Here is an 18,563-nt window from a genome sequence, read left to right on the forward strand (position 1 = left end):
GAGCGGTATGCGTGCGAGTCTCGGCTCTGCTTCGGGCTGTTCAGCCTTCGACAACGGCCAGGATGTCGGACTCGTTCATGATCAGGACTTCCTCGCCGTCGATCTTCTGCTTCTCGACGCCGAAGCCCTCCTTGAAGATCACGGTGTCGCCGACCTTCACATCCAGCGGGCGGACATCACCGTTGTCGAGAATCCGGCCATTACCGACGGCGAGGACCTCGCCACGAGTCGGCTTTTCCTGGGCGCTGCCCGGGAGCACGATGCCGCCAGCGGTTTTCTGTTCTTCTTCCACGCGACGGATGACGACGCGATCGTGCAAGGGACGGATGTTCATTGCTCACGTTCTCCTGATGGTTTGCTGTGCCGAGGCATCAATGCCGCGGCGGTTCATCATCACCCTCGCGGACGAGCCGCGAGGTGGAGGCGATGGATCGCCTTCCTTGTCGATGGCGTGGGGCTGACCCCGCGCCGAAGCCTGTTGCTGAGCGAGAAGTGGGGGCTGGGCAGGGGCTTTCAAGGGCGGCGAAGAAAAAAAATTCACCTCGGCCACCCCCTCAACGGCGCCGTTCGTCACGGCCGATGAAGTCACCCTCCAGCGGCGCCTCTCTCGAACCCTCCCGGGTGCTTGCCTGATCCTGGCGCGGGCCATCCCCCTCGCGGGCGGCCTGCTGCCAGTCGGCATCGGCACCCCGCGGCGAGCCGTGCCCCCCGGCCCGGAAACCGCTGCTGCGCATCCTCACGCCGAGCCGGGCGAGCAGGCTGGCCAGCAGGCGCCGGGCATCGGGAATCAGGCACAGGAAGCCGAGGGCATCGGAGAGGAAGCCCGGTGCCATCAGCAGGGCGCCGCCGAAGATCAGGGCCGCCCCGGTGAGCAGTTCACCGGAGGGCACCTCGCCCCGGGCCATGCGCTCCTGGGCGCGGGCGAAGGTCGCGACCCCCTCGCGGCGTATCAGGTGCAGGCCGATGAAGCCGGTGGCCAGTACCAGGAGCAGGGTCGACAACAGGCCGATCTGGCCGCCGACGGAGAAGAGGATGACGAAATCGAGCAGGGCGAAGAGGGTGAAGGCGAGCAGGAAGGGCATGACGACTCCGCGGGTGACAGTTGCGCAGAGGATGGGGGCGATGGGCGAAAAATCAAGCGGGAGGCGCCCCGCGCGGCTCTCCTTGATCGAAGGTGGAATATTATTCCATTAATGCATATGCTAATGGTGCAGTGCATCATCCCGCCGTTGCAGCGCATCGGCACGACGCCCCGAAGGTGCGGCGGTTCGCGGTCTGGCCTCGAGCCCGTGCCGGCGGTACAACCTTTCCCCTGGAGAAGCACATATGAAACTCGAAAGCACCGTCATCGCCATCACCGGCGGCGCACGCGGTCTCGGCCTCGCCATGGCCCACCTGCTGGGGCAGCGTGGCGCGATTCCGGCACTGCTGGACGTGGACGGGGACACGCTCGACCAGGCGGTGTCCAGCCTGCACGAGGCGGGCATAGAGTCGCGTGGCTACGTGGTCAATGTCGCCGACGAGGCCTCGGTGAAGCAGGCCTTCGGCGCCATCGCCGCCTCCCTGGGCCCGATCGGCGGCCTGGTCAACAATGCCGGCATCGTGCGCGATGGCCTGCTGGTCAAGGCGAAGGAGGGCAAGGTCGAGAAGACCCTGTCGCTGGAGCAGTGGCAGCAGGTGATCGACGTCAACCTCACCGGGGTCTTCCTGTGCGGCCGCGAGGCGGCAGCCCAGATGATCGAGGCGGGGCACGAGGGGGTGATCGTCAATATCTCCAGCATCTCGCGGGCGGGCAACATGGGCCAGAGCAACTATGCCGCCGCCAAGGCCGGGGTGGTGGCCTTGACCACCACCTGGGCCAGGGAGCTGGCCCGTTACGGGATTCGCGTGGGCGCCGTGGCGCCGGGTTTCATCGAGACCGACATGACGGCCTCGATGCGCCAGGACATGCTCGACAAGCTGACCTCCGGGGTCCCGCTGAAGCGGCTCGGCCAGCCGGTGGACATCGCCGAGAGCGTGGCCTTCATCATGGAGAACGACTACTTCAGCGGCCGGGTCATCGAGTGCGACGGCGGCCTGCGCCTCTGAAGCGGTGATGCTGGGGCGGGTCGTCGGTGACCCGCCCGCAGTGTCCCGGGACTCAGAATTCCACCTGGTCCTGCAGTCCCTCGACGGTGCTCGCGCCGATGCCGCTGACCTTCGCCAGGTCGTCGGCACTCTCGAAGGGGCCGTTCGCCTCGCGATACTCGATGATGGCCTCTGCCCGGCTGGGCCCCACCCCGGGTAGCTCGGTGAGCAGTTCGGCGTCGGCGGAGTTGACGTTGATGGGGGCTACCTCCTGGGCCAGTGCCGCCATGGATGACAGGCCCAGCAGCAGCCCGAGCAGCATCGCGGCAACGATCCCTCTGGTCCATTGTGTCATGTCGATTCTCCCTTTCGGTTCCTCTTGGTGTCGGACACCCCGCGGGTGCCCCTATCAAGCTAGCGTGCCGGCGTCGGAGGCAGGGTCCGACATCGCCGCCACGTATTGTCAGCCGGTTGCCACCACCGTTGCGGGTCTTTCCCGACATCCGTCGTCCGTCAGGGCTGATATACTGCCGCCATCCTGCCCAGTTCCCCGCTTTCCACCTGCCTGGAGTTCGTGCCGTGTCCACCGATTCGCCCCTGATCATCGCCCTCGACTACGCCTCCCTGGATGCCGCCCTGTGCCTGGCCGATCAGCTCGATCCGGATCGCTGTCGGCTCAAGGTCGGCAAGGAGCTGTTCACCCGCAGCGGCCCCGACGTGCTGGAGGCCCTGCACGGGCGCGGCTTCGAGGTGTTCCTGGATCTCAAGTTCCATGACATTCCCAATACCGTGGCGGGTGCCGTGCAGGCAGCCGCCGAGCAGGGGGTGTGGATGGTCAACGTCCATGCCGGCGGTGGTCGGCGGATGATGGAGGCCGCGCGGGAGCGGCTCGATCGGCACGGCCTGGCGACCCACCTGATCGCGGTGACGGTGCTGACCAGCATGGAGGCCCGGGACCTGGCCGAGGTGGGCGTGTCCGCGACGCCCGCGGAGCAGGTCGAGCGCCTGGCGGTGCTGGCCCGGGACAGCGGTATGGACGGGGTGGTCTGCTCGGCCCGGGAGGCGTCGCGCCTGCGCGAGCTGTGCGGCAGCGATTTCCTCAAGGTGACCCCGGGCATCCGCCCCAGCTTCGCCGCGACCGACGATCAGCGGCGCATCATGTCGCCGAGCCAGGCCATGGCGGCCGGCAGTACCCACCTGGTGGTGGGGCGTCCGGTGACCCAGGCGACGGACCCCATGGCCGCGCTCGTCGCCATCGAGGCGGAGCTGGCCGGGGAGTGAGCGCTACTCGCCCTCGATCCCGGTGATCGGCTTGGTGGTGCCCCAGCTGCGACAGCGGGGGCACTGCCAGTGGAGGTGTTCGCCGGCGTAGCCGCAGCGCCGGCAGCGATGCCGGGGCAGGGACCTGAGCAGGGTGTGGGTGTGGCGCTTGAGCAGCAGGATGCGCTCGGCGGGTTCGCCCTGGCCGTCGTGCCGGTAGAGGTCCATCAGGTAGTCCACCGCGCCCAGGCTCGGTTCCCGGTTGAGTTGCTCGCTGACCAGGTCGATGGCGGCCTGCAGGCCCTCGCGCCGGTGCAGCGTCTCGGCGAGCAGGATGATCACGCTGGTGTAGGGGGCGCGCTCGAGCATCTCCCGCAGGCACTGGACCAGGCCCTCCTCGTCATCCATCAGGTGGTAGGCCCGGCTCAGCGGCTCCAGGATGGTGGGGGCGAAGGCCGGATCCTGGTCGGGGATACGCTTCAGGATACGGATCTCCTGCTTGTAGTGGCCGGTGTCGTGCTCCATGCCGGCGAGCAGCAGGTTGGCGCGTATGCAGCGCTCGTCGGTGGCCAGCGCCTGGCGCAGGTGGCGGCGGGCGAGCGCCGGGCTGGAGGTGTGCCGCTCCTGCTCGGCGACCTCGCAGAGCCAGTGGGCGGCGGCCCGACGGATGTCGTCGTGCTGGCGCACCAGCTGGGGCAGGGCCACGTCCAGCGCCGCCTTCCATTCTCCCTCGCGCTCGAGCAGGTCGACCAGCAGGCGCTTGGCCGACTGGCGGGTCTCCTCGTCCTGGGTGTCTCGCACCAGCCCCTGGAGCAGGCGTTCGGCGCGGTCGAGCAGCCCCAGCTTGAGGAAGTCGCGTGACAGCTCGAGCTGCACCCGTTCGCCCTGGGAGGCGGTGAGGGTGGGGCGGGCGAGGAGATTCTGGTGGATCTTCACGGCGCGGTCGGCTTCGCCGCGGGTGCGGAAGAGGTTGCCCAGGGTGATGTGGGTCTCGATGGTCTCGCTGTTGACCTCCAGTGCGGCCACGAAGGTCTCGATGGCGCGGTCCTGCTGGTCGTTGAGCAGGTAGTTGAGGCCCACGAAATAATCCCGCGCGAGTGACGGCGACGGCGCGGGATCATGGTGGCTGTTGCGTTCGCGGCGGCCGAGCCACCAGCCGATGGCGACCGCTGCCAACAACAGCGCCAGCAGCAGAAGATCGGGCATCTAGGGGAGTTCCTTCATCTCCTGGATACGCAGGCGGTCGAGCTCCTTGCGTTGCTGCTGGTTGTGGCGTTGGGCACGGGTCAGCAGGGTGCGCAGGCGAAGGTAGACGCCGCTCATGGCGAGCATGCCCAGCAGCACGCCGCAGGCCAGGGCGGCCAGCAGCCACACCGACAGCGAGGCAGCGGGGAGCTCGATCCATATGAGGTTGAGGGGCAGCGCCTGCTGATTGTTGACGGCGAACAGGATGCCGATGAGCAGAACCGCCAGCAGGATGATGGCCAGGATCAGGCCTTTGAGCCAACGCATGAGCTTTAGTCCCCTGTGATGTCAGTCGGTGTGACAATGGAAAGCGGAGCTTGATGGGTGGAGAAGCACTCAGTAGCCCAGGGCGCGACTGGCGTCCACCTGCTCGCGCAGCTCCTTGCCGGGCTTGAAGTGTGGCACGAACTTGCCGCTGAGTGCGACCGGTTCGCCAGTCTTGGGGTTGCGGCCGACCCGCGGTTCCCGGTAGTGCAGCGAGAAGCTGCCGAAGCCCCGGATCTCCACTCGTCCCCCCTCGGCCAGGGTGTCGGTGATGTCGTCGAGGATCAGTCGCACCGCCGCTTCGACTTCCTTGATCGACAGTTCGGGCTGTCGCATCGCTATCTGCTCGATCAACTCTGACTTGGTCATCGGCTCTCTCCATGCATTCGTGCCTGGGGCCTGTCTGTTCCCGGCGTTGTTGTTTTACCAGAGCATACTGTGTAAATCGTGATAAAACAACGAACTACAACTTTTGGTGGCTGACGCCTCCCGGGGCGGGCCGGCGCTGGCTGTCGTGCAGTGGGGGCTCGGGTATACTGATGCCACATTCATCCGGACTGTCGAGGTCGACGTTGAGCGAACAATCGTCCATGGACGCTGCCCTGCGCAAGCGGCTCTACTGGCACTCCCGCCGTGGCATGTGGGAACTGGACCTGCTGTTGATACCCTTCCTCGAGCAGTGCTACGACACGCTGGACGAAGCGGACCAGGCCGCCTACCGGTCGCTGATCGACGAGGAGGACCAGGATCTCTTCGCCTGGCTGATGCGTCGCGAATGGCCCGAGGAGCCGGTGCGTCGCCGCATCGTGCAGCTGATCGTCGAGCATGCCGAGAACCCCGACAGCGCTGCGTATCGTCCCGTCTAGGCTCGCCCTGGGCGTCCACCTGCTGCTGGTCCTGCTGGTGGCCGGGCTGGCGCTGCGGTTCTCCCCGCCCTGGGTCGCGGCGCTGACGGTGCTGACCCTGGCGGGGGTCCTGGTGGGGGTGGCGCTTGGCCAGCCGAGGGGGGAGCTGCGGTCCGTTCCCGGGGCTGCCGGCGGCCCGGGATGGCAGTGGCGCGAGTCGCCCGGTGCCGCGTGGCGGCCGGTGGTCCTGCAGTGCGATTACCTGGGCCCCGGATTGATCGGACTGCGCCTCGACGGGCGTCGGCTCTGGCTGTGGCCCGACAGCAGCGATCGCGCCTCGCTCCGCGAGCTCAGGCGCGAGCTCGTTGCCCTGGCCTGAATGCGCCGCCGGGGCCCCGGCCCATCACGCCTCCTCCAGGTCGCTCAGCCGGATTCGCGAGGGTCGTGGTGCCGGATCGCCATGCACCGGGCAGTCGGGGTTGTAGTGCAGCCCGCGGGACTCGCGGCGGGCCCGGGCGCAGGCCACGGTGAGCCGAGCCAGGCGCAGGGCGTGCCAGAGTCGCGTCAGTTCGGCATCCGCTGCGGCGTGTCGTACCCGGGGTGCCAGTTCGTCCTGGAGGCGAGCCAGGCTGTCGGCGGCGTCGGCCAGGCCGGCATCGCGGCGCACGATGGCGACCCGGGAACTCATCACGCTGCGCATCGTCTCGAACGCCTCGGCGATCGCCTCCGCGGGCATCCGCCGGGTGCCCGGTGGCACGCGCCGCAAGGGGGCCGTGGAGACGGGGTCGCGCCGGCCCAGTCGCCGGGCACAGCTGCGGGCAAACACCAGGCACTCCAGCAGCGAGTTGCTGGCCATGCGGTTGGCGCCGTGCAGGCCGGTGCAGGCGACCTCGCCGATGGCGTGGAGTCGCGGCACCGTGGTGGCGCCATCCAGGTCGGTGGTGACGCCGCCGCAGCTGTAGTGGGCCGCCGGCACCACCGGGATCGGCGAGCGGGCGATGTCGAGCCCGCGAGCGGCACAGTGGGCCTGGATGGTGGGGAAGTGGTGGCGGATCGCCGACTCGCCCAGGTGGCGAATGTCGAGCAGCACGTGATCGGAGCCGGTGCGCTGCATCTCGGCATCGATGGCCCGGGCGACGATGTCACGGGGGGCCAGTTCGGCCCGCGGGTCGAGCGCCGGCATGAAGCGCTCCCCCTGGGTGTTGAGCAGCAGCCCCCCTTCGCCGCGTACCGCCTCGCTGATCAGGAAGGGCGGCCCTTCGGGGTCGTAGAGGCAGGTGGGGTGGAACTGCTGGAACTCCAGGTTCATCAGCTCGGCCCCGAGTTCGGCGGCCATCATCATGCCCTCGCCGCTGGCGGGGCGGGGGCTGGTGGTGTGACGGTAGAGACCGCTGGCGCCACCGGTGGCGAGCACGGTGTCCTCGGCCAGCAGCTCGTGCAGCCGACCCTCGCCGTCCAGGCAGCGGGCGCCCCGGCAATGGCCGGCGTCATCGCCGATCAGGCCGATGGCGGTGAGGTCGGAGCGCAGGGTGATGGCCGGGTGTGCCCGGGCATGGGCCATCAGGGTGTCGACCACGGCGCGGCCGGTGGCGTCATCGGCATGGATGATGCGCCGGGCCCCGTGTCCGCCTTCGCGGGTCAGGTGATAGGGGTAGGTCGCCTCGGGGCTGGGGTCGGGGGTGAAGGGCACGCCGAGGGACAGCAGCCACTCGATGGCCGCCGGCCCCTGCTCCACGGTGAAGCGTACCGCCCGCTCGTCGCACAGGCCGTCGCCGGCCACCAGGGTGTCGGCGACATGGGCATCGAAATCGTCCAGCGGCGAGAGCACGGCGGCGATCCCCCCCTGGGCCCAGCGGCTGGCCCCCTGGTCGTCGCTGGCCGGGCGCATCAGGGTGACGCGACGCTGGCCGGCGACCTCCAGGGCCAGGACCAGGCCGGCGACGCCGCCGCCGATGATCAGTACGTCATGCTTGCCGTCACTCATCTCGCTTTCCTTGTTCGTGGGGGGCCTGTGTCGCGACCGACCCCGAGCGCCGCGAGGCGCTGCGCAGGCGCCGGCTGGGCAGGCGGTCCAGGCTCCCCAGTCGATCCACCAGCGCCTCGGTCAGGCGCGCCAGTTCGCGGTTGAGCCAGAGGTAGCCGCTGGGGCTGAAGAGCGCCCGGCCGCTGTCGGTGCGGGCATTGCAGGCCAGCTCAGCATGGCGCTGCAGGTCGAACGGGTGGACCCGGGCCTCGATGGGCTGGCCGGTGCGTACCTGGAAGGCCAGGCTGCCGAGCACCCGGGCCAGGACGTGCTGCTCCTCGCGCAGCCCGACCATGGCGTCGATACGTTCATGTCCGGCGCGGGTCGTCCAGTGGGTCTCGAGCAGCAGCTCGATGGTCGAGAGCATGCGGCGCTGCAGGGATATGATGTCATCGACCTCGCCGCGGCGCAGCCGACGCTCGCGATGGATGGCGTCGACCAGGCCGCGCTGCTTGACCAGCATGGCGCTGGTGGCCTTGAGCAGCGTACGGGTGTCGATATCCACCGCGTCGGTGGCCGAGGTGTGGGCGTGGTAGAGCCGCGCCATGCGGTCCAGGTTCTCCGCCAGCATGAAGCGCAGCATGTCGGTGGCCTTCTGGGGCAGTACCAGGACCGTGACAGCGATGCCCACCAGGGTGCCGAGCAGCACGTCGAAGGTGCGCCACAGGCCGAGCGTGAGGTCGTGGCTGCCGTCGCCGATCACCAGCAGCAGGCTGATGGCGAACATCAGGCCGCTGTAGCCATGCCGGTTGCCGAAGGTCAGCCAGGTGGCGACCCCGATGCCGGCCAGGGCGCCGGCCGGTACCAGCAGCGGCACCGGCAGCGGCAGGAGGATCAGCGCCAGGCCCCACCCGGCGCCGAGCAGCGTGCCCAGCAGGCGCTGGCGGCCCTTGTCCAGCACGCCGCCGATATGCGGCAGGTTGCCCATCACCATGATGGTGCTGACCAGTGCCCAGCTCGAATGGTGGATGGGGAAGACATGGATGATGGTGAAGGTGATCACCAGGGCCAGCAGGACGCGCAGCACATGCAGCTTGCGCCGGTGCCGGTAGTTGAAATGGGGGTCGCGCAAGCGCGGCAGGATCATCGGCGTATGCCCCGGCCGTGGGCTGGAATCGGAAGGGTGCTGGCGTGATGCGGGTAGGCTGGTGCCCGGAGCCGGGCTCGAACCGGCACGGTGTTGCCACCGAGGGATTTTAAATCCCTTGCGTCTACCAATTTCGCCATCCGGGCGGCACGGGTTCGAGCGAGAGCATCGGGGAAAAAAGTGGAGGCTGGAGTCGGAATCGAACCGGCGTACACGGAGTTGCAGTCCGCTGCATAACCACTCTGCCATCCAGCCTCATCGAGTCGTGTTTCTATCTCCAGGGAGGAGATGGAGCGGGAAACGAGATTCGAACTCGCGACCCTCGCCTTGGCAAGGCGATGCTCTACCACTGAGCTATTCCCGCCTGACTCGAGAGCGAATTATACGGATAAGTCGGTGACTGTCAAACGCTTTTCGCTCCCCGTGACGATACCGGACGATCACATGGAGCGGCTCAGGTGGGGCCAGGCCGCCCGCAGGTAGAGGACCATCGACCACAGGGTCAGCACGGCGGCCACATAGAGGGTGGCGACACCGAGATTGGCCAGCAGCGTGCCGGGGGAGAAGGCCAGCAGCACCAGCAGGGCGATCATCTGCAGGCTGGTCTTGACCTTGCCGATCCAGGAGACGGCCACATGGCCGCGCTTGCCCATCTCGGCCATCCACTCGCGCAGCGCCGAGATGACGATCTCACGCCCGATGATCACCAGCGCCGGCAGGGTCAGCCAGATGGCCTCGTAGCGCTCGATCAGCAGTGCCAGGGCCACCGCCACCATCAGCTTGTCGGCCACCGGGTCGAGGAAGGCGCCGAAAGGGGTCGACTGGTCCCAGCGCCGGGCCAGGTAGCCATCCAGCCAGTCGGTGACGGAGGCCAGGGCGAACAGCGCGGCGGCCAGCGGCATGCTCCAGGCGAAGGGCAGATAGAAAAGCACCACCAGCAGCGGAATGAAGACGATTCGAGCCAGGGTGAGAATGTTGGGTATGTTCATCGTGTGATGCAGTCCTTGCCGGGAGGGGGTGCAGGAAGCCGTCCTCATTCTATCCAGCTTGGGCGTCATCATCCATGCAGGGCGCGATGAATCGCCGCGGCGAGGGTGTCGCTGATGCCGGGTACCCGGGCGAGTTCCTCGCGGCTGGCCTGCTTGACCCCCTGCAGGCCGCCGAAGAAACGCAGCAGTTCGCGCCGCCGGCGAGGACCCACGCCGGGGATCTCCTGCAGGGTGGAGGTGCGCCTGGCCTTGTCGCGCCGGGCCCGGTGGCCGGCGATGGCGAAGCGGTGCGACTCGTCGCGGATGTGCTGGATCAGGTGCAGGGCGGGCGAGGCGCCGTCGAGGTCGAGGCTGCGATCGATGGTCTCCACGAACAGCGTCTCCAGCCCCGCCTTGCGGGTCGTGCCCTTGGCCACCCCGAGGAGCATCACCCCTGTGACCCCGAGCTCGGCGAACACCCCCCGGGCCATGTTGAGCTGTCCCTTGCCGCCGTCGACGATCAGCACGTCGGGCCGCTCACCCTCGCCCTCGGCCAGGCGCTTGAAGCGCCGTACCAGCGCCTGGCGCATGGCCGCGTAGTCGTCACCGGCGGCCACCCCCTCGATATTGAAGCGGCGGTAGTCGGACTTGCGCGGCCCGTTCTCGTCGAATACCACGCAGGAGGCCACGGTGGCCTCGCCATGGCTGTGGCTGATGTCATAGCACTCCAGCCGTCGCGGCACCGCCTCGAGGCCCAGGGCCTCGCGCAGCGCCTCGAAGCGGTGCGACAGCTGGGCCTGGCTGGCCAGCTGGCTGGCGAGCTGCTGTTCGGCATTGGTTCGCGCCAGTTCCTTCCATTGGGCGCGATGGCCGCGCACCTGGTCGGTGAGTCGCACGCGGCGGCCGGCGCGCTCGGAGAGCGCCCGGGCGATCAGCTCGGCGTCCGGTATCCGGTGGCTGGTGATCACCTCCTGGGGGATCTCCCGGGCCTGGCCCAGGTAGAACTGGCTGACGAAGTCACCGAGCAGGGCCTCGGGGCCCAGGTCCAGCCCGTTGGAAGGGGCGTGGTGACGAGCGCCCAGCAGTCGTCCCTGGCGCACCGTGAGCACCGAGATGCACAGCGCCCCGGGGCGGCTGGCCAGGGCCAGTACATCGGCATCGCCGCCGGCGGTGTCGACGAACTGGCGCTGCTGCAGCTGTCGCAGCTGCTGGATCTGGTCACGCAGCCGGGCGGCTTCCTCGAACTCGAGCGCGCGGCTGGCGGCCTCCATCTCCTCGCTCAGCTCCCGGGTCACCTGCTCGCTCCTGCCTTCCAGGCACTGCACGGCGTGCTCCAGGTCGCGCCGGTAGTCCGCCTCGCTGATGTAGCCCACGCAGGGCGCGCTGCAGCGCTGGATCTGGTACTGCAGGCAGGGCCGGGTGCGGTGGGCGAACACGCTGTCCTCGCAGTTGCGGATGCGGAAGATCTTCTGCATCAGCGACAGGCTCTCGCGCACCGCGCCGCTGCTGGGGTAGGGGCCCAGGTAGCGGCCGTCGCCGCGCCGGGTACGGGCGCGCTTGTACTCCAGCGCCGGGAAGGGGTGGCGGTCGGTGACGAAGACGAAGGGGTAGGACTTGTCGTCACGCAGCAGGATGTTGTAGGGCGGGCGCAGCTCCTTGATCAGCGTCTGCTCCAGCAGCAGTGCCTCGGTCTCGCTGTTGGTCACCGTGACCTGGATGTCGGCGATGCGCGCCACCAGCGCCTGGGTCTTGGCGTTCAGCGCGCCGCGGAAGTAGCTGGCCAGGCGGGCCTTGAGCCGGCGCGCCTTGCCCACGTAGAGGGTCTCGCCCCGGTCGTCCAGCATGCGGTAGATGCCGGGCGACTCGCTGACGGTATCGAGGAAGTGTCGATGGTCGAAGTTCATGGGTGCGGGACGGGCCGGGACGACGGGAGTGCCATTCTAGCAGCCCGTGGCGGATCACTCGACGCTGGCGAAGCCGTCCACCAGGCCGTGGCGAAGGCCGAGATGGGTCAGCTCGACGTCGGAGTGGACCCCGAGCTTCTCGAAGATGCGGTAGCGGTAGGTGTTGACCGTCTTGGGGCTGAGGAAGAGCCGGTCGGAGATATCGGACACCTTCTGGCAGTTGACGATCATCATCGCCACCTGCAGTTCCCGCTGGGAAAGCTGGTCGAAGGGGTTTTCCTGGGAGTCGATGCGGGACAGCACGAGGCGCTGGGCGATCTCGGGGCTGACATAGCGATGGCCGGCGAAGACGCTGCGGATGGCGCCGACCATCTCGTCGTGCTGAGAGCCCTTGCTGATGAAGCCGTGGGCCCCGGCCTCCAGCAGGCGCTGGGCGAAGGTCTCCTCGAGGAAGGCGGTGAGCACCAGGACGCGGGTGTCGTCGACGCCGCGCGTGATCTTGCGGGTGGCCTCGAGGCCGCCGATGCCGGGCATGCGGATGTCCATCAGCACGATGTCGGGACGCAGGAAGCGGGTCTGGTTGATGGCATCCTCACCATCGACGGCCTCGCCGACCACGCTGATGTCCTCCTCGGCATTCAGCAGGTGGGCGATGCTGGTCCTTACCAGGTGGTGATCATCAGCTACGAGAACCCGGATCAAGGTAACGCCTCCTGAGCAAAGTGGCGGATCATCGGCTGGGACGTCGGCGGGACGTCGGCAGTACTCCAAGAGTGGCACAACTTGATCCTAAGAGGAATTGGTTCGCGGCGTGAAAAATTCTCGTTCACATTATCTTGCCGGCCGGGGTTGACGGAAAGCCCTGCCATGCGTAGGATATGCCTCGTTCTCGCACGGCGAGACAGCGTGGGGCCTTAGCTCAGCTGGGAGAGCGCAACACTGGCAGTGTTGAGGTCAGCGGTTCGATCCCGCTAGGCTCCACCAACAAGATTCGAAGAAAAAGCCGCCTGAAGCCCTGCTTCAGGCGGCTTTTTCGTGTGCGCCGGGAAGGGCGGCCCGGCGTGCCGGCGGCCGCGTCGCAGGGACAAAGTGTCGCAACTCTACAGTAGTGTCGATTTTTTTGGCATGATGGCCTCATCAACCCACAGGAGAGATGTCATGCCAAACCAACAGTTCGTCACCGGCCTGGACAGTGAGGTGCTCAGCCACTGGGTGTCCCACTCGCTCGCCCAGCGCGCCGCACAGGACGCCATCGTCGCCTTCATCGACTGACGGCTTCCTCCCGCGGTAGCCGATTCTCGGGCCAGGGATGGTCCCGCTTCCCGCATCGGCGGCGTTTCTCCTTCCCTTCCGCTTTCCGTTCTTCCCCCTCCCCCTTGTCGCCACGTTCACACGCCTTGTCGCCTGGCCGGCCCCCCGGACCGATCCCGCCATCCGTGCCGCGTCGCCTCCCGTCGCCGTGATGCAGGTCATGGGTGGCCTTTGCCGTCCGGTGCTAGCTTGTGATCAACAGTGGTCGAGGCGCTGACCCCGGGTCCCGGGGCGGGTCGGCCGCGGGAGGAGCTGAGATGAGCGATGCCTTCGATATCGCGGATGAGCTGGGACCCGAGAAGGTCCTCTATCTGCACGATGTGGCCACGGGGCTGCGGGCCATCCTGGTGGTCGACAACGTGGCGGCGGGCCCGGCGATCGGCGGAACACGCATGGCGGTGGATGTGAGCCTCGAGGAGTGCAGCCGCCTCGCGCGTGCCATGACGCTCAAGAACGCGGCGGCATCGCTGCCCCACGGCGGCGCCAAGGCGGTGATCTTTGCCGATCCGAAGATGCCGGCCGACGAGAAGGAGCGCCTGATGCGCGCCTACGCCTACGCCCTCAGGGACGTGAAGGACTATATCGTCGGGCCGGACATGGGAACCGACGAGACCGCCATGGCCTGGGTTCACGATGTGACCGGCCGCGCGGTGGGCCTGCCGCGGGAGATCGGCGGTATCCCCCTCGACCAGATCGGTGCCACCGGTTTCGGCATTGCCGTCGCCCTCGAGGCGGCGCAGCCCTTCGCGGGCGTCGAACTCGCCGGCTCGCGGGTCGCCGTCCAGGGATTCGGGGCAGTCGGCATGCATGCCGCGCGCTTTCTGGGCGAGCGCGGTGCGCGGCTGGTTGCCGTCGCCGATTCCCGCGGCACCATCTGCGCCAGCGAGGGGCTCGACACGGCACTGCTGATCGACTGGAAGCGGCAAGGCAAGGCCGTGGTCGACTTCCCCGGCGGTGAGGGCCGCGACCGCGAGGCGATCATCGATGTCGACTGCGATATATGGATACCCGCGGCACGCCCCGACGTGATCCATGAGGGCAACGTGGAGCGACTCCGGGCGCGGGTCGTGGCCGAGGGGGCGAACATCCCGGTGACCGAGGCGGCGGAAAGACGCCTGGCCGAGCGGGGCGTGCTGGTATTGCCGGACTTCATCGTCAATGCCGGTGGCGTGATCTGCGCGGCGGTCGAGTACCGGGGTGGCGGCCAGCGGGAGGCCCTTGCCAGCATAGAGGAGAAGGTCCGGGGCAACATGGAGGAGGTGCTGAAGCGGGCCCAGGCCGATGGGCTGATGCCGCGAGAGGCCGCCGTCGAGCTGGCCAGGGAGCGAGTGCTATCGGCGATGCGCTATCGCCGCACCCGGTGAGGCCGGCGAGCCGTCGCTCAGGCGCAGTCGGCGGCGCCTTCGCCGAACATGTCGAACAGCAGTTCCCGGCCCAGGGCGGTGAGCACGAAGCGGTCCTGCTCGTTGTACGAGGCGGCTTCACTGCGCTCCAGGACGCGCTGGCAGGCGGTCCAGTCACTCGAGGCGGCATTCAGCTCCCGCATCGCGCCGCGGTCGAGGCCGCGATGGGGCACCGTCACCGACTCCAGCACGTGGCCGTGGTGATAGAGCAGGGCGGCCATGTTCGACAGGCACTGGCGCAGACTGCGCTGCATGGTGGACAGGGGGGAGGTATCGGGTGTCATGCGCTGCATCTCTCCGGCTAGAGTGTGCTGCAGCGCACTATACCACGAAAGTCTGACTACGACCAAAGTCGAGCCTCCGCCGGCGCCCCTAGCCCTCCACGCGGCCCAGCAGCAGGAACTCCAGCAGCGCCTTCTGGGCATGCAGCCGGTTGCCGGCCTCCTGCCAGACCACGGCGCGGGGATCGTCGAGCAGGGTGGTGCTGATCTCCTCGCCGCGGTGGGCGGGCAGGCAGTGCAGGAAGAGGACGTCGTCCCTGGCCCGGTCGAGCAGGGCCTCGGTGACCTGGAGGTCGGCGAAGTCGGCCTCGCGCCGCGCCTGTTCCTCCTCCTGGCCCATGGAGGCCCACACGTCGGTGGTCACCAGGTCGGCATCGACCACCGCCTGCTGCGGGTCGCGCAGCAGGGTGACACGATCCCCGGCGGCCTCCAGGATGTCCTGGCGTGGCTCGTAGCCTTCCGGGCAGCAGATGCGCAGCTGGAAGTCGAACTGGCTGGCGGCGTTGATCCAGGAGTGGCACATGTTGTTGCCGTCGCCGATCCACACGGCGGTGCGCCCCTTGACGCCGCCGCGCAGTTCGGTCCAGGTCATCACGTCGGCCAGCAGCTGGCAGGGGTGGTAGTCATCGGAGAGGGCGTTGATCACCGGTACGCTGCTGGCGGCGGCGTAGGTCTCGAGCCCCTCGTGGGAGAAGGTGCGGATCATCACCGCGTCGACCATCTCCGCGAGCACCCGGGCGGTGTCCTCGATGGGCTCGCCCCGGCCGAGCTGGGTATCGCGGGGCGACAGGAACAGCGCGTGGCCGCCGAACTGCGCCATGGCGGTCTCGAACGAGACGCGGGTGCGCGTCGATGACTTCTCGAAGATCATCGCCAGGGTGCGATTGGCGAAGGGGGTGTAGGTCGGGCCGTGGGTCTTCAGGCCGTTCTTGATCGAGATGGCGCGCTGGATCAGGTAGCGTAGCTCTTCCGGGCTGAGGTCCAGCAGGGTCAGGAAGTGGCGGGTGGCCATGGGATCGCTCCACGGAAAAAACGACCATCCTAGCCAGCGGCAGGGGGATGCGCAATGCGACCTGCATCAGTAGAATGGGCTCACCCCAATACCGACAAGCGCACTCGGGTATTCCGGTGCGACGGTCCACCCTCCAGGGTTCAGACACCCAAGCGTCAGAAAGGACAGGCCCATGAGTACCACTGCCGAGAACATCCAGCGTCAGATCAGCGAAAACCCCATCCTGATCTACATGAAGGGCACCCCCCAGCTGCCCCAGTGCGGGTTCTCCGCCCAGACCGTCCAGGCCCTGATGGCCTGCGGCGAGCGTTTCGCCTTCGTCAACGTCCTCGACAATCCGGACATCCGGGCCGAACTGCCCAAGATCGCCAACTGGCCGACCTTCCCGCAACTGTGGGTCGAGGGCGAACTGGTCGGCGGTTGCGACATCGTGGTCGAGATGTACCAGAACGGCGAACTCGAGAAGCTGGTCAAGGGGGCCGCCGCGCGCGCCGAGGCCAGTGACAAGCCGGAAGCCTGACCGGGCTTCGCCCGGAGCTGTAAGCCATAAGCTTTAAGAAGCAGGCCCGCCAGATATCCGGCGGGCCTGCTTCGGTTTGTACAGTACTGGAACGAAGGCAAGCTACTGCACGGCTTACGGCTTACGGCTTACGGCTTACGGCTTACGGCTTACGGCTTACGGCTTACGGCTTACGGCTTACGGCTTACGGCTTACGGCTGCTCCTCGACGCCCTGCTCGCGCTGGGCCAGGGCCCAGCCGCCCAGGTCCTTGTAGCGGTTGACCATGGCGCAGAACAGTTCGGCGGTGCGCTCGGTGTCGTAGCGGGCCGAGTGGGCCTCGTTGTTGTCGAACTCGATGCCGGCTGCCCGGCAGGAGCGCGCCAGTACCGTCTGGCCGTAGACCAGGCCGGCCAGCGAGGCGGTGTCGAAGCTCGAGAAGGGGTGGAAGGGGTTGCGCTTGATCCCGCAGCGACCCACGGCGGCATTGAGAAAGCCGTGGTCGAAGGCGGCGTTGTGCCCCACCAGCACCGCCCGGGTACAGCCGTGGGCCTTGATCGCCTTGCGCACGGGGCGGAAGATCTCCCCCAGTGCCTCGGACTCGGTCAGCGCCACCTGCTGGCGCAGCGGGTCGTCGAGCCGGATGCCGGTGAAGTCCAGCGCCGACTGCTCCACGTTGCTCCCCTCGAAGGGCTTGACGTGAAAGGCATAGGTGGCGTCGGGTAGCAGGTTGCCCTCCGGGTCCATGGTCAGGGTGACGGCGGCGATCTCCAGAATCGCATCGCGTTCGGCATTGAATCCGCCGGTTTCCAGGTCCACCACCACCGGCAGGAAGCTGCGGAATCGCTGCGCCATCATCTCGCGGGCGATCGCCTCGCTCATGCACCTCTCCTTAAGCGTCTTTCCGACTCGTCATGACCCATGCCCAGCCAACGGGGCGTGCTGGCACGCCCCGGCCGGCATTCATCGAATCGCGAAAGTCTAGCAGTTTGGCCCTGTGGCGTCCCGTGGTCGGTATTCGCTGGCGGACTGCCGCGCTATAATCGAGGGTTCATGACGTCATTCGTTGTCCTTCATTTCAGATCAGGAGCCCCTACATGTCCGATGTCAAGAAGGTCGTTCTCGCCTATTCCGGCGGCCTGGACACATCCGTCATCGTCAAGTGGTTGCAGGAGACCTATGACTGTGAGGTCGTGACCTTCACCGCCGACATCGGTCAGGGGGAGGAAGTCGAGCCGGCGCGCGCCAAGGCCCAGGCACTGGGGGTCAAGGAGATCCATATCGAGGACCTGCGCGAGGAGTTCGTGCGCGACTACGTCTACCCGATGTTTCGCGCCAACACCCTCTACGAGGGCGAGTACCTGCTCGGCACCTCCATCGCCCGCCCGCTGATTGCCCGTCGCCTGATCGAGATCGCCAACCAGACCGGTGCCGACGCCATCTCCCATGGTGCCACCGGCAAGGGCAACGATCAGGTGCGCTTCGAACTGGGCGCCTATGCGCTGAAGCCCGGCGTCAAGGTGATCGCCCCGTGGCGCGAGTGGGACCTGACCTCCCGCGAGAAGCTGATGGCCTACTGCCAGCAGCACGACATCCCGGTGGACTTCACCAGCCAGAAGAAGAAGTCGCCGTACTCCATGGACGCCAACCTGCTGCACATCTCCTACGAGGGCGGCATCCTCGAGGATCCCTGGGTCGAGGCCGAGGAGGACATGTGGCGCTGGAGCGTCTCGCCCGAGACCGCCCCGGACACCCCCACCTATGTGGAGCTGACCTATGAGCAGGGCGACATCGTGGCCATCGACGGCGTGCCGATGAAGCCCCACGAGGTACTCGAGAAGCTCAACAAGCTGGGCGGCGACAACGGCATCGGCCGCCTGGATATCGTCGAGAACCGCTACGTGGGCATGAAGTCCCGTGGCTGCTACGAGACACCCGGCGGCACCATCATGCTGCGTGCCCACCGTGCCATCGAGTCGCTCACCCTGGACCGCGAGGAAGCCCACCTGAAGGATGAGCTGATGCCCAGGTACGCCGAGGTGATCTACAACGGCTACTGGTGGAGCCCGGAACGTCGCATGCTGCAGGCCGCCATCGACGAGACCCAGAAGAACGTCTCCGGCGTGGTGCGCATGAAACTCTACAAGGGCAATGCCACGCCGGTGGGACGCAAGTCGAAGCAGTCGCTCTTCGACGAGTCCATCGCCACCTTCGAGGACGATGCCGGCGCCTATGACCAGAAGGATGCCGAGGGCTTCATCAAGCTCAACGCCCTGCGCCTGCGCATCGCCGCCGGCAAGGGCCGCAAGCAGGACTGAGCGCGGCGCCCACGCCCTACCTCGACGCCGGCTCGCCGCCGGCGTCGTCGTTTCGAAGCTTGTCCCTGATGAGGAGA

Annotated in this window: 21 protein-coding genes and 4 tRNA genes; 8 read left to right on the top strand and 17 right to left on the bottom strand. The window is 67.6% G+C overall.

Going from position 1 to position 18,563, the window contains the following annotated elements; all coding sequences use genetic code 11:
* Nucleotides 1–40: 40 nt before the first annotated feature.
* Nucleotides 41–334: a co-chaperone GroES gene (locus tag ACOMD9_RS09275; protein WP_421414031.1), complete on the bottom strand. Its 294-nt coding sequence runs from the start codon at nt 332–334 to the stop codon at nt 41–43.
* A 220-nt stretch (nt 335–554) separates the two neighbouring features.
* Complete coding sequence (locus tag ACOMD9_RS09280; RefSeq protein ID WP_421414034.1) at nt 555–1,082, bottom strand: FxsA family protein; 528 nt, start codon at nt 1,080–1,082, stop codon at nt 555–557.
* A gap of 244 nt (nt 1,083–1,326) precedes the next feature.
* Between ACOMD9_RS09280 and ACOMD9_RS09285 the strand changes: the two genes are divergently transcribed.
* The gene (locus tag ACOMD9_RS09285; protein WP_421414036.1) at nt 1,327–2,088 is read left to right on the top strand and encodes an SDR family oxidoreductase; all 762 of its coding nucleotides are present in this window, start codon (nt 1,327–1,329) and stop codon (nt 2,086–2,088) included.
* A gap of 52 nt (nt 2,089–2,140) precedes the next feature.
* Here ACOMD9_RS09285 and ACOMD9_RS09290 read toward each other — a convergent pair whose 3' ends face one another.
* Entirely contained in the window at nt 2,141–2,422 is a 282-nt protein-coding gene (locus ACOMD9_RS09290) for a ComEA family DNA-binding protein (RefSeq protein WP_421414038.1), read from the bottom strand.
* 224 nt (nt 2,423–2,646) lie between these two features.
* Between ACOMD9_RS09290 and pyrF the strand changes: the two genes are divergently transcribed.
* Nucleotides 2,647–3,348: an orotidine-5'-phosphate decarboxylase gene (gene pyrF, locus ACOMD9_RS09295; protein WP_421414041.1), complete on the top strand. Its 702-nt coding sequence runs from the start codon at nt 2,647–2,649 to the stop codon at nt 3,346–3,348.
* 3 nt (nt 3,349–3,351) lie between these two features.
* Here the strand turns inward: pyrF and lapB are convergent, their stop codons facing one another.
* The 3 genes from lapB to ACOMD9_RS09310 all read right to left on the bottom strand — a co-directional run bounded on the left by lapB (nt 3,352) and on the right by ACOMD9_RS09310 (nt 5,205).
* Complete coding sequence (lapB, locus tag ACOMD9_RS09300; protein WP_421414043.1) at nt 3,352–4,533, bottom strand: lipopolysaccharide assembly protein LapB; 1,182 nt, start codon at nt 4,531–4,533, stop codon at nt 3,352–3,354.
* The gene (locus tag ACOMD9_RS09305) at nt 4,534–4,839 is read right to left on the bottom strand and encodes a lipopolysaccharide assembly protein LapA domain-containing protein (RefSeq protein WP_421414044.1); all 306 of its coding nucleotides are present in this window, start codon (nt 4,837–4,839) and stop codon (nt 4,534–4,536) included.
* Between the two features lie 69 nt (nt 4,840–4,908).
* Nucleotides 4,909–5,205, bottom strand: a complete 297-nt coding sequence (locus tag ACOMD9_RS09310; RefSeq protein ID WP_110281614.1) for an integration host factor subunit beta — start codon at nt 5,203–5,205, stop codon at nt 4,909–4,911.
* A gap of 221 nt (nt 5,206–5,426) precedes the next feature.
* On the opposite strand from ACOMD9_RS09310, the gene ACOMD9_RS09315 reads away from it, so the two are divergent.
* Nucleotides 5,427–5,702 (top strand): FAD assembly factor SdhE, encoded by a 276-nt coding sequence (locus tag ACOMD9_RS09315; protein WP_421414134.1) that lies wholly within the window; start codon nt 5,427–5,429, stop codon nt 5,700–5,702.
* Entirely contained in the window at nt 5,662–6,060 is a 399-nt protein-coding gene (locus ACOMD9_RS09320; RefSeq protein ID WP_421414046.1) for a hypothetical protein, read from the top strand. Before ACOMD9_RS09315 ends, ACOMD9_RS09320 begins: the two co-directional genes overlap by 41 nt.
* Before the next feature lie 24 nt (nt 6,061–6,084).
* Here the strand turns inward: ACOMD9_RS09320 and nadB are convergent, their stop codons facing one another.
* The 8 genes from nadB to uvrY all read right to left on the bottom strand — a co-directional run bounded on the left by nadB (nt 6,085) and on the right by uvrY (nt 12,365).
* A complete protein-coding gene (gene nadB, locus ACOMD9_RS09325; RefSeq protein WP_421414049.1) occupies nt 6,085–7,665 on the bottom strand; it encodes an L-aspartate oxidase in 1,581 nt (526 codons plus the stop codon).
* On the bottom strand, nt 7,658–8,791 hold the full coding sequence (locus ACOMD9_RS09330; RefSeq protein WP_421414050.1) for an FUSC family protein: 1,134 nt from the start codon (nt 8,789–8,791) through the stop codon (nt 7,658–7,660). The genes nadB and ACOMD9_RS09330 overlap by 8 nt, the downstream gene beginning before the upstream one ends.
* 59 nt (nt 8,792–8,850) lie before the next feature.
* Nucleotides 8,851–8,937 (bottom strand) — tRNA-Leu (locus ACOMD9_RS09335).
* A 35-nt stretch (nt 8,938–8,972) separates the two neighbouring features.
* Nucleotides 8,973–9,046: transfer RNA gene (locus ACOMD9_RS09340), tRNA-Cys, on the bottom strand.
* 34 nt (nt 9,047–9,080) lie between these two features.
* Nucleotides 9,081–9,155: transfer RNA gene (locus ACOMD9_RS09345), tRNA-Gly, on the bottom strand.
* Nucleotides 9,156–9,231: 76 nt separating this feature from the next.
* A complete protein-coding gene (gene pgsA, locus ACOMD9_RS09350) occupies nt 9,232–9,780 on the bottom strand; it encodes a CDP-diacylglycerol--glycerol-3-phosphate 3-phosphatidyltransferase (protein WP_421414053.1) in 549 nt (182 codons plus the stop codon).
* Between the two features lie 68 nt (nt 9,781–9,848).
* On the bottom strand, nt 9,849–11,663 hold the full coding sequence (gene uvrC / locus ACOMD9_RS09355; RefSeq protein WP_421414055.1) for an excinuclease ABC subunit UvrC: 1,815 nt from the start codon (nt 11,661–11,663) through the stop codon (nt 9,849–9,851).
* A gap of 54 nt (nt 11,664–11,717) precedes the next feature.
* Nucleotides 11,718–12,365 carry a UvrY/SirA/GacA family response regulator transcription factor gene (gene uvrY, locus ACOMD9_RS09360; protein WP_421414057.1) on the bottom strand — a complete coding sequence of 216 codons (648 nt, stop codon included), beginning with the start codon at nt 12,363–12,365 and terminating at the stop codon, nt 11,718–11,720.
* Between the two features lie 206 nt (nt 12,366–12,571).
* Here uvrY and ACOMD9_RS09365 point away from each other — a divergent pair.
* Nucleotides 12,572–12,647, top strand: a tRNA-Ala gene (locus ACOMD9_RS09365).
* Between the two features lie 584 nt (nt 12,648–13,231).
* Nucleotides 13,232–14,338 (top strand): Glu/Leu/Phe/Val family dehydrogenase, encoded by a 1,107-nt coding sequence (locus ACOMD9_RS09370; RefSeq protein ID WP_421414058.1) that lies wholly within the window; start codon nt 13,232–13,234, stop codon nt 14,336–14,338.
* Nucleotides 14,339–14,355: 17 nt separating this feature from the next.
* On the opposite strand, the gene ACOMD9_RS09375 is transcribed toward ACOMD9_RS09370, so the two are convergent.
* Both ACOMD9_RS09375 and argF read right to left on the bottom strand, forming a co-directional pair.
* Entirely contained in the window at nt 14,356–14,661 is a 306-nt protein-coding gene (locus ACOMD9_RS09375) for a hypothetical protein (RefSeq protein WP_421414061.1), read from the bottom strand.
* An 88-nt stretch (nt 14,662–14,749) separates the two neighbouring features.
* Nucleotides 14,750–15,670 (bottom strand): ornithine carbamoyltransferase, encoded by a 921-nt coding sequence (argF, locus tag ACOMD9_RS09380; RefSeq protein ID WP_421414063.1) that lies wholly within the window; start codon nt 15,668–15,670, stop codon nt 14,750–14,752.
* 172 nt (nt 15,671–15,842) lie between these two features.
* Between argF and grxD the strand changes: the two genes are divergently transcribed.
* Nucleotides 15,843–16,190, top strand: a complete 348-nt coding sequence (gene grxD / locus ACOMD9_RS09385; protein WP_421414066.1) for a Grx4 family monothiol glutaredoxin — start codon at nt 15,843–15,845, stop codon at nt 16,188–16,190.
* Nucleotides 16,191–16,381: 191 nt separating this feature from the next.
* Here the strand turns inward: grxD and rnt are convergent, their stop codons facing one another.
* Nucleotides 16,382–17,050 carry a ribonuclease T gene (gene rnt / locus ACOMD9_RS09390; RefSeq protein WP_421414069.1) on the bottom strand — a complete coding sequence of 223 codons (669 nt, stop codon included), beginning with the start codon at nt 17,048–17,050 and terminating at the stop codon, nt 16,382–16,384.
* Nucleotides 17,051–17,265: 215 nt separating this feature from the next.
* On the opposite strand from rnt, the gene ACOMD9_RS09395 reads away from it, so the two are divergent.
* Complete coding sequence (locus ACOMD9_RS09395) at nt 17,266–18,486, top strand: argininosuccinate synthase (protein WP_421414072.1); 1,221 nt, start codon at nt 17,266–17,268, stop codon at nt 18,484–18,486.
* Nucleotides 18,487–18,563: the final 77 nt, after the last annotated feature.

This window comes from Halomonas terrestris (assembly GCF_049166755.1).
In the GTDB taxonomy this organism is placed as follows: Bacteria; Pseudomonadota; Gammaproteobacteria; order Pseudomonadales; family Halomonadaceae; genus Halomonas.